This is a genomic window from Nocardia miyunensis NBRC 108239 (genome assembly GCF_001613065.1).
GTDB lineage: Bacteria > Actinomycetota > Actinomycetes > Mycobacteriales > Mycobacteriaceae > Nocardia > Nocardia miyunensis.
Genome location: NZ_BDBQ01000149.1, coordinates 1 through 14933, shown reverse-complemented (window position 1 = coordinate 14933; position 14933 = coordinate 1). Strand labels below are relative to the sequence as shown.

The 14933-nt window shown below is 62.9% G+C and carries 12 protein-coding genes and 2 pseudogenes; 11 read left to right on the top strand and 3 right to left on the bottom strand.

Annotation, left to right across the window (positions count from 1 at the left end):
- Positions 1 to 172: 172 nt before the first annotated feature.
- The 6 genes from NM2_RS49980 (at position 173) to NM2_RS45605 (ending at position 5597) form a co-directional block, all read left to right on the top strand.
- Positions 173 to 427, top strand: coding sequence for a hypothetical protein (locus NM2_RS49980; protein ID WP_157121997.1), 255 nt, complete (start codon positions 173 to 175; stop codon positions 425 to 427).
- A 243-nt stretch (positions 428 to 670) separates the two neighbouring features.
- On the top strand, positions 671 to 1237 hold the full coding sequence (locus NM2_RS45625) for a TetR/AcrR family transcriptional regulator (protein WP_067683636.1): 567 nt from the start codon (positions 671 to 673) through the stop codon (positions 1235 to 1237).
- 94 nt (positions 1238 to 1331) lie between these two features.
- Complete coding sequence (locus tag NM2_RS45620) at positions 1332 to 2405, top strand: spirocyclase AveC family protein (RefSeq protein WP_067683633.1); 1074 nt, start codon at positions 1332 to 1334, stop codon at positions 2403 to 2405.
- A 51-nt stretch (positions 2406 to 2456) separates the two neighbouring features.
- The gene (locus NM2_RS45615; RefSeq protein ID WP_067683630.1) at positions 2457 to 3233 is read left to right on the top strand and encodes a hypothetical protein; all 777 of its coding nucleotides are present in this window, start codon (positions 2457 to 2459) and stop codon (positions 3231 to 3233) included.
- Positions 3234 to 3262: 29 nt separating this feature from the next.
- Entirely contained in the window at positions 3263 to 4858 is a 1596-nt protein-coding gene (locus NM2_RS45610; protein WP_084532351.1) for a phytoene desaturase family protein, read from the top strand.
- A 184-nt stretch (positions 4859 to 5042) separates the two neighbouring features.
- On the top strand, positions 5043 to 5597 hold the full coding sequence (locus NM2_RS45605; protein WP_169816368.1) for a transposase: 555 nt from the start codon (positions 5043 to 5045) through the stop codon (positions 5595 to 5597).
- 204 nt (positions 5598 to 5801) lie between these two features.
- On the opposite strand, the gene NM2_RS53590 is transcribed toward NM2_RS45605, so the two are convergent.
- Together NM2_RS53590 and NM2_RS53585 are read right to left on the bottom strand one after the other, a co-directional pair.
- Positions 5802 to 6056, bottom strand: coding sequence for a cytochrome C oxidase subunit IV family protein (locus NM2_RS53590; RefSeq protein WP_067683617.1), 255 nt, complete (start codon positions 6054 to 6056; stop codon positions 5802 to 5804).
- A gap of 488 nt (positions 6057 to 6544) precedes the next feature.
- Positions 6545 to 6658: pseudogene (locus NM2_RS53585) on the bottom strand (ABC transporter ATP-binding protein); the annotation flags it as partial.
- Between the two features lie 1461 nt (positions 6659 to 8119).
- On the opposite strand from NM2_RS53585, the gene NM2_RS45590 reads away from it, so the two are divergent.
- The 4 genes from NM2_RS45590 to NM2_RS45575 all read left to right on the top strand — a co-directional run bounded on the left by NM2_RS45590 (position 8120) and on the right by NM2_RS45575 (position 12963).
- Positions 8120 to 10975: an ATP-binding protein gene (locus NM2_RS45590; protein WP_157121988.1), complete on the top strand. Its 2856-nt coding sequence runs from the start codon at positions 8120 to 8122 to the stop codon at positions 10973 to 10975.
- Positions 10976 to 11201: 226 nt separating this feature from the next.
- Entirely contained in the window at positions 11202 to 12017 is an 816-nt protein-coding gene (locus tag NM2_RS45585) for a hypothetical protein (RefSeq protein WP_067683608.1), read from the top strand.
- Positions 12014 to 12664, top strand: coding sequence for a cytochrome c oxidase subunit 3 (locus tag NM2_RS45580; RefSeq protein ID WP_084532343.1), 651 nt, complete (start codon positions 12014 to 12016; stop codon positions 12662 to 12664). Before NM2_RS45585 ends, NM2_RS45580 begins: the two co-directional genes overlap by 4 nt.
- An 8-nt stretch (positions 12665 to 12672) precedes the next feature.
- Complete coding sequence (locus NM2_RS45575; protein ID WP_067683603.1) at positions 12673 to 12963, top strand: cytochrome C oxidase subunit IV family protein; 291 nt, start codon at positions 12673 to 12675, stop codon at positions 12961 to 12963.
- 277 nt (positions 12964 to 13240) lie between these two features.
- Here NM2_RS45575 and NM2_RS45570 read toward each other — a convergent pair whose 3' ends face one another.
- A complete protein-coding gene (locus NM2_RS45570; protein WP_281182894.1) occupies positions 13241 to 13588 on the bottom strand; it encodes a Scr1 family TA system antitoxin-like transcriptional regulator in 348 nt (115 codons plus the stop codon).
- Between the two features lie 83 nt (positions 13589 to 13671).
- Here NM2_RS45570 and NM2_RS45565 point away from each other — a divergent pair.
- Positions 13672 to 13946 (top strand): annotated as a pseudogene (locus NM2_RS45565) (transposase); the annotation flags it as partial.
- Positions 13947 to 14933 lie beyond the last annotated feature (987 nt).

The following is a 14933-nucleotide window of genomic DNA, read 5'->3' as shown; positions in this document are numbered from 1 at the left end:
ACCCGCCGACCCGAGCAACCACGCTGACCCTATAACCCACACGCAGGATCGCCGCCCTCGATCGATTCGGGGACACACCTGCCGATCGCCTCGGAACCGCTTGCAGGGGACGACAATCCGACGATTCTCCACAGCCAACTCGGCGATCGCGTATGCCGTCGCGGTTTCCACGGTGTCCAACGCGCTGTTCTCCAGCGGGCATCATGCAAGACCACAAACAGGGCGGCTACCACCGTGGTTGCCGCACAACATGGTTCAGGTGAGCGAATCATCACTCGACGGAGCGCGATTCAGCGTGACCGCCTACGCGGTAGTCAATTCAGGCGAGATACCGGCTATTCGGATCCGCAACCGGATCCGCATCCCCTCCTCGTGGTTACGGAATGCGCTTCAACTGCCGATCGATCCGCGGCGCGAGACCACCTGACTCCAACAGTATCCGCGCTGCCCCGCAACCTCCCACCGGCCTACGCGGTCTTTGGTCGTCAAAGCAACCAACACGCTCTGCGTCATTCCGCGCCGGACGCCACCCAGATTAACCAACCGTACGGTTGACTCCATGCCGGTTCGGAGGTTCCCTGCGATCGGGACCGCGGGGCTGGTCATAGAATCGCCGACATACCGATCACGACGGGCGATCGCTGCGAGCGGCCGTCAGATAGGACACTGGATGGATGCGACCACCGCCGGAATTGTCACCGCCGCACGGGCGGTGTTCGCCCGTTACGGTGTGGCACGCACTCGCATGGCCGACATTGCCAAGGAAGCCCAACTGGCCCGGCAGACGCTGTACGACTTCGTCACCGGACGCGATCAACTGATCGAACTCGCGCTGGTGGCCTGCTGCGGCGAACTGCAACAGCGCCTGGACGCGGCATTGGCCGATGGCCCCGCCGACCCGCGCGAGCGCTTCGTCGAAACCCTCGCCCGCGCCGTCGAAATCGCCAGCGCCGACGAAGAATTCGGCGCACTGTCCGACGCGCTGCCGCCCGAGACCGTCGACCGGATCATCGGCGGCGCGACCGCCGTACAGGCCCTGCTGGCCAAGAGCCTGCGGCCGATACTCGAGCAGGCCGCCGACGCCGGACAACTGCGCAAGGGCGTGGTGGTCGACGAAGCCACCCCGTGGTTGCTCGGCGTGATCAGCTTCGCCTTACTCCGGGAAACCCTGGACGCCCGAGCCCTCCGCAAGGAGCTTCACACCTACGCGGTGCCCTCGATCTTCGCGGACACCTAGGCGACACGACGACACGACTTGTCGGCGTGTCACCTAGCGTTGTACGGTGATGCGCGACACAGTCGTCCTGCCTGGGCTCCGAAACGGAGGCATCATGTCCGCGATCTCAGTGGATCACCGCAAACCACTCCCGGTATCCGCGCCGCCACGCCAGACGCCGGCGCCGGTCATCCTGGCCGTCATCGGAGCCCTGGTAGCCGGATACGCGCTATGGACGTGGGAAGCCTGGCTGGCCTCGGGCCCCACTCAGATCACCGCCACCCGCGACCCCGAATCAGCATCCTGGTGGGTGGCACGCGGCTACGAGGCGATCATGGCCGTCGTGGTGGTAGCACTCACCATTCGTGTTGTGCGCCAATGCCTCCAGCAGCGGCGCCTGGTCTTCGATGCCGTCATCATCATCGCCGGGTTCTTCACGCTGTTCTGGGACCCCATGGTCAACTGGATGCAGCCCAACTTCATGTACAGCTCGCAGTGGTTCAACCTCAACACCTGGGTCGCTCACGCCCCGGGCGTGGTCAACCCGACCGCTGGGCTGATGCCGCAACCGGTGTTCATCATGTTCATCTACCCGTTCGGGCTGTTGGGGTTCTCGATCATCCTCAACTACGGCATGAGCGTCGTGCAGCGACGCGTTCCCCGGATCAACACCCTCGCGCTGCTGGCGTTCGCCTACGTCGTCGGCGTGTTCCTCGGATTCTGCCTGGAAGCGCCCACCTTCCTGTTCAACTTGTGGGGCCTGCCCGGCGCGCCGGCGTCGTTGTCGCTGTTCGCCAACGGCCAGCGGTATGCCTGGGCCGAATACCTCACCACCGGAATCGTTTTCACCACTTTCGCCGCCGTGCGGTACTTCCGCAACGACAAGGGGCAGACGATCGCCGAACGTGGACTCGAGACCTTCAAGCCCGCCACCCGGACTGCGGTCACCATCTTCGCTACCATCGCCGTGTTCGCGATGTCGATGTGGGCCCTGCTTTTGGTACAGATCCCGGCCGGGCTGCACGCGTCGCCCTATCCGACGAACTACCCGGCCCACCTCATCAACGGCCTGTGCAACATCCCGGGCAACCCGAACTCCACCACGCCCACCGCCTACGGCCCGTGCCCCGGCAGCCCCGGCTTCCGCATGCCCGTCGACAAGACCTTCATTCCGAGCACCGGTCACTGATCCGGCTCCGCGGGTACGGCAACCAGAACACACGAAGTTAAAGGGATAGTCATGTCTGTTGAACGAAGCCTGTTCTCCGAGCGCAGTCAACGCGCGATCCTCTGGTGGGGCATCGCCTTGGCTGTGGTCTACATCCTCGCGTTTGCCCTTCTCCTGCAACAGGTTCCGATGAAGAACCCAGCATGGTCACCGGAGCAGGTCGCCGACTGGTACGTACACAACAGCCCGCGCATCAAGTGGGGGGCGGTGATATGCAGCTGGACCGGCGCGTTCATGATGCCCATCCTGGCGGTTGTGGCAGTGCAGATGGCTCGGGTCGAAACCGGCGGGCTGAAGATCTGGAGCATCCTCTCCTTGGTCAGCGGTGCCCTGATGTCGCTGTTTTTGATGCTGCCCCCGATGTTTTGGGGTGTGGCGGCCTACACCGCGCCCCGCAAGAATCCCGAAGTCACCACGCTCATGCATGAGCTGGCCTCGCTGACCATGACGACCACCGACCAGTTCTACATCTTCATGTGGGTCGGCGTCAGCGTCATCGCCCTGCGACCGGCCACCCAACTGATCAAAAACAACCCGTTCCCGCGGTGGTGGGGATACGGATCACTGTGGATCACCTTCATGTTCGAGGCCGGCGCGTTCGCCTTCATCCCACGCAGCGGCCCATTCGCATGGAACGGCCTGCTCGTGTTCTGGTCGCCGCTGATCTTGTTCTCCGCCTGGATTGCGATTCAGAGCTGGCTGGTGTTCCGCGCCCTGCGTGGTCAGGTCGCCGATCCCGATCCCGACCCCGCCCCGACGCCGGACCAAGAGGCCGCGACGGTCTTCTGAGTGATCACAGCGCACCGATGGAGTGGAAGATGACGACACCAGAGCTCTACGACAACTACGACTACATCGTCGTCGGCGGCGGGCACAACGGACTGAGCGCGGCGTGTACGCTGGCCGGTGCCGGTGCATCGGTGCTGGTTCTGGAGCAGCGCCCGCACCTGGGCGGTCTGTCCAACAGTGGGCCTTTTCTGGCCGAGGCCCCGGACCACATTCTGAGTCTGGGCGCGATGGACGACATGTTCATGTCGTGCACGACCTTCATCTCCGATCTCGGACTGCACCGGTACGGCTATCGCGGCACACCGGTGGAAGCCCCGTACGGCTGGATCGGTGCGGACGGGGCGACGCTGCTGCTGTTCCACGATCTGAACCGCACACTGGCCGAGGTGCGGAGATTCTCGGCCAAGGACGCCCGCACCTACGCCGATCTGCAACCGGCGCTGTCATGGATCTTCGAGGCGCTGACTGCGGTCATGCCGCATCACCCCGCACAGCTGCCCAAAGCAGAATTGGGTAAGCTGCTGCTCAAACTCGCTCCGAGCCGGGCGATTCGCCGCCAGCTGGGCCGCATCATGTCGCACAATCTGATCGACCTGATGGCCGATACGTTCGACAGTGACCAGATGCGGTCCCTGGCCACCTATTGGGGCAGCATGATCGGGCCGATCGACCACGACGGCGGCGGTTTCTACTGCGTCGGCCTGGCCGCAGTGCACCGCAAACCCGGGGTGATCCGTCCCCGCGGCGGCATGGGCGCCATCATGGACGCGATGGCGGCGTACGCGACCGAACGCGGCGCCCACATCCGCACCGACACTCCGGTGGCGCGGGTTGCGGTCACCGACAACCGCGCCACCGGGGTCGTGCTTGCCGATGGAACCGAAATCCGCGCTGCGCGGGGCGTGCTCGCTGCCGTGCCCCCGCAGCTGGCCTACGGCCGGCTACTCGACGACGGTGTGCTCGATTCGGCCACCCGCGCCAAGGTGGCGATCCTGCCGGCCAGCGGCAACAACTCGGCCACCTTCAAAATCGATGTCGCCCTGTCGGGGCCGGCCACCTATCCCAAGGGCGCCGCGCAGCGTGGCCGCATCGACGACTTCGACATCCGCAAAACCGCACTCATGACCGGGACATTCGACGAGAACATCCGCCAACTGCAGGCCATCCGGGCCGGTGAGACGCTGCAACACCCCCCGGTCTACATGGCCGTCCTGTCCGCCAACGACCCGGGATTGGCGCCGGAGGGGCAGGACGTCGTCTACTTGGCCGCCAATGTGCCCGCGCAACCCCGCGACGGATGGGAGAAGACGAAAGCCGCTATGTCGGAGGCGATCATGAGTTCGGTGACACAGCACCTCGACGGCTTCGACGCAGAGATCGGCCGGATCGAAACCAGCCCAGCCGATTTCGGGGACCAGTTCGCCACCCCGAACGGCTCGTATTTTCACGTCGACATGACCCCGCTGCGGTTGGCGATGAACCGGCCGGCTCCCGGCCTGGGCGGCTACCGCTCACCGGTGCGGGGCTACTTCCATGCCGGAGCGGGGTCACACCCCGGCGGCGGGGTCAGCGGCTGGCCCGGCCGGCTAGCCGCCCAAACCGCTCTCGGGCAGCCCCGCACGTAGCGGTCCCGCGGTGGCACGCAACTGCTCGTAAGTCGGCCGCATCGCGGTCAGCCGCTGCCACCGCCGCCGAGTGGGCCGGCCTCGATGGCGAAACGAACCAGCTTGTCGCGCATCATGATCATACGCACGGGGGCGCACTCAGCCCGAGCGCGTGCACCGTGTCAACCGGCGCTGGAACGAGGGCGTGACGAACGCGCAGACCATCACCTGCGAACTACGGACTCTGGGATTCACCGGAGACGTCCAGACGGTGCGCCGCTATTTGAAGCCCTTCCGGCTGCCTGGCAGCAGCCGCTGCCGCCCGGACCCACATCGGCGCAAGCCCACCCCCACCGCTGCGGCAGTCCCGAAGCCACGCACGATCAGCAGGGCGCTGCTGACCCATCCCGACCGTTTGACCGAGCAGGACGCACTGATCGTAAAGAACGCAACCACCGAATGCGTCCATCTGGAACACCTCCAACAGCACGTCCGCACCTTCGCCAAGATCATGACCCAACGGCGCGGCCTGGAACTACCCGCCTGGCTCGAGGCCGTCGAAGCCGATGACCTACCCGAACTGCCCAGCCTCGCAATCGGTATGCGCCGCGACCTGACCGCCATCATCAACGGGCTCACCACCGAACACAGCTCCGGCGCTGTCGAAGGCAACGTCACGCGCGTGAAACGACTCAAGCGCGACGGCTACGGCCGGGCGAACTTCGATCTCCTCAGAGCCCAGATCCTTCTCGCCACCTGAACGGCCGTCACGTAATCGTCGCCAGAGCCAAGTTCAGCGAGCGCCGTCAACCGAACCTAGATAATTCTGGGCGAGCCGGGCAGCTATGGCTTGATCGCCTGGTCGCTAGTGGTGATCGGCGCGGCGTCGGTCGGCAGAAGGGTTTCATGCCCGGGCCGAGCCGGCCGACCGCAGCAAGTTCAACACGATGCGATCTCATGTTTGTCAAACGATGAGCGTCGCCGCCACGATGACAGCGATGCCGAGAGAGACGCACACGTCGAAGAACACCCGCACCCACCGCGGTGCCGAACGAAGATCCATGAAGTAAAGGCCGATCGCCCGCACGAACGCCAATGTGATCACGAACATCGCGATCATCGAGGCGGTTGCGGCACAGTCCTCTACCGACCCGATCCCCAGGGTGATGAACGACGCGAAAACTGAAGCGAACCAAACGAACTCGACTCGATGCGACATCGCCCCGACCTCATCTCACCAGATAGAGCAGTGGGAACAGCACGGCCAAATGCAATAAGTCCACGGCACGATTCGAATATCGCGTGAGCGTGCCTGCGACGGCCGACGAACGGAACGTCGCCCAGAAAGCACGAGTGCCATCCACTCAGCCACGATGAACACCGACATCGAATCTCGGTTCCCGCCCCGTTTCCCATCTGGCCGACCGAGATGGCAGTCGAGATCACTGCGAACGCCCTAGGCCGTCGCAGTGATCTCACCCCACATAGACCGCCGCTCGCCGTTATCGTTGACCTCCTCGTCAAGACGGCGCGACCATGTCACCGGTTCGCCCATTTGGGCGCCACTCCTCTTGCCGTCGGCGATCGGATCCCATTGATAATGACTGCGTTTCGAGTCGCAACCATTCCATCAATGCGGTCGCGACCCTCAGGCCGCAACAACTTTCGATCTTGGCCTTTTTGAGCTACACCGTCTCGAAGAGAGACTGGACGATCAACCAACGCGCGAGCCAGACCGGCACGCTTGCGCATACCACCGGAGATCTCGCCGGGCAGTTTGGATTCCGCGCCGAGCAGACCGGTCAGCTCGAGCTTCTCCATGCCTGTCGCCGTTTTGACGACCAGGCGGCTCAGCACCGGAGGTAGTGGCTCGGTCGCTGATCGCAACACCACCGTGCTGAATGCCCGATGGTTGCGATCGTGTTACTTCGGAATCGATGCCTTCGAACTTCATCGTGTGACACTCCATATATCGGTACAGGCACGCACAGCTGGCCGAGAAAGCGCACGATGATCTGCCCCTGGGCAGTTCGGATGGCAAAACTCGGGGAGGACGAGGGTCCGGACCCGTACGGTGACCCGCATAACAGCGGGGCGAAGAAAGTGCTGTAGGTCACGCACAATGTACGTCACGCGACGATGGACGTCAATCGCTGATTGTTGCAGATCTTGGTTCGAAGTGATCGGTCGTTCACGGAAGCACGGCAGCAGATTCGGCTCACTACCAGCCTCTGAACTGGACAAACTTGCTGTTAAGTACGAGACCGTTGCCCCCGCATGGCGAGCTCGACTATAATTGAGACGGTTAAGCCAACAACTCGCCAGAGCTGTTGGGGGCAAAGTGTACGGGAGAGACCGCCGTAGCACGTGTAACCACTCTTGCAACCGGTCACAACACGCGTCATGCGAGTAGCGGGTTTCGATTCATCGGAGGTGAGCTGATGCAGGCGGCACGAGACACGGGCAGTCGACTGCAGCAGCCACTGTTGACTGCTGTCGCCACCAACATCCATGCCGGCAGTTTGGCTTCCCCGAAGGTTGACCCGACGCCCGACGCGGCGCGAGCTGGCTTCTACGGCGCCTGACAAGGTTCGCGCGAGTGTGAAATGACATTGCCAGGATGCCCGGTGGCCGCCCCTGAGACCTTGGCCGGAGGCTTGATCACTGGGGCGACCAATGGCGATCAAGTGCGTTCATGCGCAGTGAGACTCGCCAGCCGACAGCATCGCCCAGCTGTCGAGTTCCGCCGGACCTGCACGCGACCTACTGCAGCGCGGCCTCTGGGTCGGTCCTGCCGACCGGTTTGGACGCCGCAGCCACCACTGATCAGCAACGTCCGATGCCGGGCGCTGACATGCTCGTTTGGCTGCCTCATGCCGATATATAGCCTAACTGTCTCCAAAACCCTTGAGCTTCGTTGACCAAATGACATCACGACACCAGAATCGGAGCGATCTATCACTCAATATTTTCAGTGTATTACCAGCTTATAGCGACACCTGCATAGCGATCGTTTACATTACTTGAGCTTGATAGTTTGACGGCATGCGCGCCGTGCGCACGCTCGCAGTCGCTGGGCCGCTTCGATACCGCGGTCGTTCTGGTGCGGCAGCTGCGGAGCATGCCGCAGTATCCCGGTAGTAGACGCAAGATGCGCCCGATCAGCTTCCCAGCCGAACAGTGCTGGCAGGATGGGATCGTGGCGACTATGCGGCGAACTTCGTGCGAACCCGACCTCTGCGGATCCCACATACCCGGGGCAGGGCGTACTTTGGAGACGCGTTGACCGAAAAACCGTCATTGATCGAGCGCCAGACCGACCTGGCGAAGATGCGTGAGGTGCTGGACGAGGTCGCATCGGGACGGGGGCGGGTGGTCGTGCTCGATGCACCGAGCGGCGCTGGAAAGACCGCGCTCCTGAACGAGGCTCGTGCACGAGTGGTCAACGCCGACATGCAGGTGCTGTATGCCACCGGCTCGGAACTCGAGGTCGAGTACCCGTTCGGAGTCGCGTTGGACTTGATCGAAGGCTGGTTGGTGAATGCGTCGGATGCTCAGCGGGAACAGCTCATGGCCGGACAGGCACGGCTAGCGAAACCCCTTCTCGCCGTGGGTTCGCCGCAGCGGATCACCGGCGGAGACGAGTTCACCATCATCCATGGTCTCTACTGGTGCATTGTCAACCTGTGCGAGGTGGGGCCAGTGGCGGTGTTCGTCGATGATGCACACCTCGCCGACGACGCAACGTTACGGTTCCTCAACTACCTTTCGGCCAGGGTGGACGATCTGGCCGTGGCACTGTTCGTGGCTGTGAGGTCGGGTGATATCCGGGCCAACACACCGCTGGTAAACCATCTTTCGCGCCGGGAAAACTGCACCCCGATCCGTCCGGCGGCCCTGACCCAGCAAGCTGTAGGCACATTATTGCGCCGAGAAGAGCCCGGTCTCACACTGTCGCCGGATGCGGTACGTCGATGCTGGATGATCACCGGCGGAAATCCGTTCCTGGTCACCGAGCTCTCGACAGCGATCCGCACCGAGGGACGCGCGTGGCTCGATGCGAATATCGACCGCTTGGAAAGCTTTGCGCCACTGTCGGTCCGCAACCGAGTGCTGTTTCGCGTATCCCGATTGAGCGAGGACGCGTTGGAACTTGCACGTGCGTATGCGGTTCTTCGAGGAAGCGCTCCGCTCGAGCTGGCAGCGAAAATCGCGGGAATCGATCTCGCGAACGCGGTCCGGCTGCTCGACCGGCTCGACCAGGCACACATCTTGATCAATGACTCCAAGCCCCATTTCCGGCATTCGATGATCCGGTCGGCGATCTACGACGACATCCCCGCATCGCAGCTCGCCGCGGCGCACACGAGGGCAGCGGCTCTGTTGCTCAGCATCGGCGAACGCGTCGAAGCGATCGCCAACCATCTGCTGATCGGCCTGCCGACCTCCGAGCCCTGGGCCTTGGATGTGCTGATGGAGGCGGCAACAGCGGCGGCCCAGAAAGGTTCTCACGATTGGGCGATCCGCTATCTGCGCCATGCGATCACGCTGGCACCATCCGATTCTCATCGAGTCCCCGCGCTTGTCGATCTGGGCCTTCTCGAAGCCGCGCAGGGAGAGACGGATTCGGGTGTTGCGCACCTGGAGCAGGCGTTGGATCTGATGAAAGACCCGGTGGAGAAGGCCAGGGGCCTGTACTCCCTCGGCTCCACCCTGTATCGATACGGCCGCCACTCCGATGCGGCCGCGGCGTTCGAGAGGGGTGCACAGCTTGCCACCTCACTTGATCCCGAACTTGCGCTCGAGGCCGAGGGCGCCTGGATCTTCGCCTCGTACTATCTCGACCAGGTGGTTCCGCGGGCGATGATACGTCTCGAGGAATTGATGGCCGAGATCAGGCAGCGCGGGCTGCGCTCACCGGCCGAACGAGTCATCCTGGCGATCGCCGGCCTGAGGGCAGTCATGTCGTCATCGCCTGCGGCCAAAGGAGCAGGGCTAGCAACCGAAGCCGTGCGCGATGGGCTACTGCTGCAAACGCAGACATCAGCAAGCGTCGCGGTCAACCTGGCCGTCCTGGCATTGACCTTCTCCGACCGGCTCGACGAGGCTTCGGAGGTGATCGACCAGGTCATCTCCGACGCACGCCACCGTCAGCATGCCCCGATCACAGCAGAGGCGTCGTTCATCCGGTCGCTGGTCGACTTCACAAGGGGCGACATCACCAATGCATGGATCAACTCCCAAGCGGCAGTTGACGGGATCGGACGCGGTTGGTTCGGGCTGGCGCCAATGGCTCAAGGAACCTTGGTGCAATGCCTGATCGAGCGCGATGAGCTGGACCAGGCCGAGGAAGCCTTGTCGGCCGCAGAACAGATACCCCTGACACCCGACTCGCGGGGACTGGCGTCATGGCTCTATATGGCGCGCGGACGGCTTCAGAATGCCCGCTCCGACTATGCCGGAGCGGTCGAAGGACATCTCATGGTCGGCCGTGTCCTGAGCGTATTCGAAGCCGTGAATCCCGCTGTGGCGCATTGGCGATCGTGCGCGGGTCTCGCAGCGAAGATGCTCGGAGACATGGCGCTGGCACAGGAGCTGATAGACGAAGAACTGGTGCTCGCCATACAGTTCGAACTTCCTCGACAGGTTGCGATCGCGCTCAGGCCGAAGTCCGCGCTCGTGGGCCGTACCGAGCGGATAGCTCTGTTGGAGGAATCGCTCGAAATTCTGAAGACCCACGGGACTCCCCTGGACTCGAGTGAGACTCTGCTCGAATACGGGCGGGCGCTGCGCCAGTCGGGCAGTCGCATCGAAGCGAGAAATCCGCTTACACGCGCGATGGAGCTGGCGCACCGCCAGGGTGCGTTCGCCACGGCCCGCCGAGCGCACGAAGAGTTGCTGGCCAGCGGCGCCAAGCCACGGCGGTCGTACAGCACCGGCCTGCAGGCACTGACACCGACCGAACTCAGAATCGCCGAGTTGGCGGCACAGGGATTGAGCAACCGCGAGGTCGCGGAGTCCCTGTTCGTGGCCAGGAGCACCGTGGCCTGGCACCTCCGTCATATCTTCCACAAGCTGGGGGTCACCACTCGTGCCGACTTGCCGACAGCCATCGAAAGCGCGCGCCTCGGCCACTGAGCGCAAGTGCCGAGCAACCGCAGTTCGGGGCCAGGGCATCGAATCACCGCGATGATCGGAACCTCTCGCGACGAAACCCCCTCATCATAGAGGGGGGACTTTCGTTCTTGGTGAGGCTTCAATGGTGGTCTGATCGTGGTCACCGATGCCCCGGAACGGAATTGAAGTGGAAAAAAGGTTTACACCCAGCACCCACCGACTAGCACTGTGGGCCGGTGGCCCGCTCATGACCGTGCTGTATCTGGTCGGCTGGCTCGTTTTCGCCAGAATGCTGCCGACTCCCAGCCCACATTTGACCGCCGAGCAGTTGTCGCAATGGCTGGTGCACCACAGGCCCGGCATCCTGTTCGGATGCCTCCTGATGGTCGCCGGCTGCGGACTTTGGGGTAGCTGGGTCGCAGCCATCTGTGTGTGGACGTTCCGCACGGAGTCGCGCTTCCCGGTTCTGACTTTCACTCAGCTCATCTGCGTAGCGGCCGGCCTGACATTCTTTATCTTCGACACACTCTTCTGGGGTGTCGCTTCGTTCCGGGCGGGCGAGACCGACCCGCGGGTGACGCAACAAATGTGGGATGTCGGCTGGTTCGGGTTCCTGTTCACGATCACGGTGTACATCGCATGGGCGGTCGCCTGGGCGCTCGGCGTCTTGATCAACCCCCCGAAGTATCAGGTGTTCCCACGCTGGGCTGCCTACGTCACGTTCGGTTCCGTCACCTGCTGGTCCCCCGGCTTGCTGGTTATCTTCTTCAAACAGGGCCCGTTCTCCTATGCCGGGCCGCTGGCAATGTGGCTGCCGATCAGTGAATTCTTCGTATGGCTGGCCATCATCGATGTTTACGCCCGCAAGGCCATCAGGCGACAGATCGAAATAAGCCGTATCGGGGCCGAGTCCCGCGGCGCCGAGTACGGTGTCTACCCGCCCCGCGACGACGACGGCATCCCGCACCACGCCAATCCGGCTGACAGCGCCGCTATCCCGGATCCGCTCATCGAAGCATCGGCGCTGGTGTCTATCGAGTCCAACCAAGGAGCAGTTCGTTGAGCATCGACACCCATGACCGGACACCTATCCCGAAAAGTCTGTATTCCGACGATGTATGGGAAGATCGGGAAGAGGCTATCACCCAGCGGCGCTGGGTTCCCGGCGAGCCGGGCATCTGGGCGCTGATTTTCACAGATCTCACGGTATTCACGATCTACTTCATCGACGTAATGTACCAATGGGGTGACAGCCGCCAAGCTTTCGCCGCGGGCCATAAAGAAATCAGCCTGACCTCCGGAATCCTCAACACTTTCTTCTTGTTGACCGCTTCACTTTGCGTTGCACTCGGAGTGCAAAAGCTGCGCCACGGGCATGTACAGCTCACGAGCCGCCTGTTCCTCGGCGCGGGTGTGGCGGGAGCCGCGTTTGTCATCAATAAGTACATCGAGTGGTCGGGCGAAGTTCACGACGGTCATACGCCACAGTCGAGTCTGTTCTTCCAGCTCTACTTCATCCTGACCGGCATCCATCTCTTCCACGTTCTGATCGCAATGACGTTACTGCTGTTCATGCGGCGACGCGTTTCGAAGGTGGTCGGCACCCCGACACCACATCAGTCACGCTTTATCGAGAATTGTGCCATCTACTGGCACATGGTCGACCTGCTGTGGCTGGGAATTCTAGCTCTCTTCTACCTGATGAGGTGACCAACCCTATGACCAGACTGATCGCTAACAAAGAAACAAACTATGTCGTCGGTGCCTGGCTCGTGCTGATGGTGCTCACCGGCGCCACATGGATAGTCGGAGGTGATCACGCGTTCGCCGGGCTGAGCCTGAGGGCCGCGATGATCAGCATCCTCGTACTGACCTTCGCCAAGATCTACGTGGTGGGAAACGCTTTCATGGAGATGCGCGACGCAGCCCCCTGGCTGGCACGCACTTTCACTATCTGGTGTATCGCACTGTGCACCGCCCTGAGTGCGCTGTATCTGTGGCGAGCGTAGACATGTCGTCCTGGAGGTACCGATGCGGGGCGTGCTGACCGACCATACCGGCCGGTACGCACCGCCATCGGAACGCGGACAAGGTGCCAGCTGCCTCTCAGGCCGATCACCTGGCCAGCTATCTCGAGCTGTGCCTATCCATGCGGTAGCCCCGTCGGGTTCGATGCACTAGATTTGCCGAGGTTTTACCGGCCCGTGCAGTAGCACCGGCACAGCTAGTCCAATCTTGTTGGTTCAGCAAATCGGTCTGGTCGTGGCCCTGGGACGGGAACGGTCTCTACGGTCGATAATCCTGTGCGATCTCACGCACAAGGGCACGAGAGGTGTTCTCGGACAGAGCTATTCGGCTCAGTTCATCGGCTGCGGCCTGGTACTCACCAGCGCCGCTCTCCCGCTGCAGATGCAGGGCCCCGGGAATGCCGTCGATGAAGACCTCCGGGGGCTCGGGTGGTTCACCAGCCAGCAGCACTCCGAACTCCAGCAGAACGAAACTGGCGAGATGAAACCCGATGTGACTGTTCACCTCTCGGCCTACGACCTGGATCGAGACCGTCGGTAGCGCGCTGACCTCAACCAGATGCGACAGCTGAATGTGCATCACCCCCGGTTGACGCGCTCGCTGAATCAGTGAGCGCCGTCACCGTCGCCTGGGACTGGCATTGAATACCGTGAAGAGGTATTCCCGTGCGCCGGAACCGGATTCGCTGCGCCGCCTGTCCGGAAATGACTCGGCTGGCCGGACCGGTCCGCGAGTTCGCCGAGATCATGGCCCAGCGGCGCGGCACCGAGCTGGACTTCTGGATCAAGCAGGTTCGCGAGGCCGGACTCGTCGAGCTCGGACCGTTCCTGCGCGGCCTGGACCAGGACTATGACGCCGCGGTCGCCGGCCTGACCCTGCCCTACACGAACGGGCCCTGCGAGGGCGTGAATACGATATAACGAAGCTGCTCAAAAGGCAGATGTACGGGCGGGCCGAATTCTGACTCCTACGACATCGAATCCTCCTGGGATAAGCGGTAATTCGTTACCACCGAAGTGCGACAGAGCCGAAAGTGCGACAGAGCCGTTACCTGGACAGACCCACAGCCAACCTGTAGCAAACTCAGCGGTCGATCCTGGACGGGATCGGAGGCCCACGGCCACACATACCGTGCAGCATGCGGGCTTGGCGGCGAACTCCGGCAGCAGGATCAGGCCCCGCCGGTTCTTCGGATCGTCGTCCTTGTCCACCCGCACCAGTCCCTGGCCTTCCAGACGCACGACCTTGCCGGTACACCGCAGCGTGCGACCTTCTGATCGATGTCCGACCACAGCAGACCCAGAACTTGGCTACGCCGCAGGTCGCACCCGCCAGCAGCGTGATCACGTCCGCCGCCGCGCTATCGCGGCAGCGCCGGACAAGTGATTCGGGTCGGAAACCATCCCAGTCGACTATGTCTCGGCGAGTGTTCGGTTCTGGCTGCGTAACGAATCCGGGGGCTGACGACTTGGACGACGTAGAGTTCCGTTCATAGAAGTGCGTTGAGCTGGAAAGCACTGCGGAGGTAGCTGTGTCAGCTAGCACCAGCGAAGGCGTCGCGCTCAAAGACCTGGCTCAGCCGCGGATGCCAGTGCCGATGACGCTCGCAGGAGATTATGTCCCGCCGAAGCGGCGGATCTTCTTCTACGAGCCTGGTGAGCGGGAGGAGTCCGCACCCAGTACCACGCCGCACGAGTTCGGCACGCCGATGCCGCAACGGACCGCTCCAGCGAAGCCGCCGCAGGGCGCGTGCACCGACCCGGGGGCCGCGCCGCCGCGAGCACTACCCCGGCCGCGTCCTGGCCCGGCCGAAACCCGTTGGGGCGCTGTTCGATCAGTTGCAGCTCGCCACAGTTGATTGCGTAGGCACGTACCTCCATCACGGCCTCGTCGTATTTCGGGGTGGGTTCGGGCAGATCGTCGACGAGTCGTAGCCCACCGGGAACTGTTG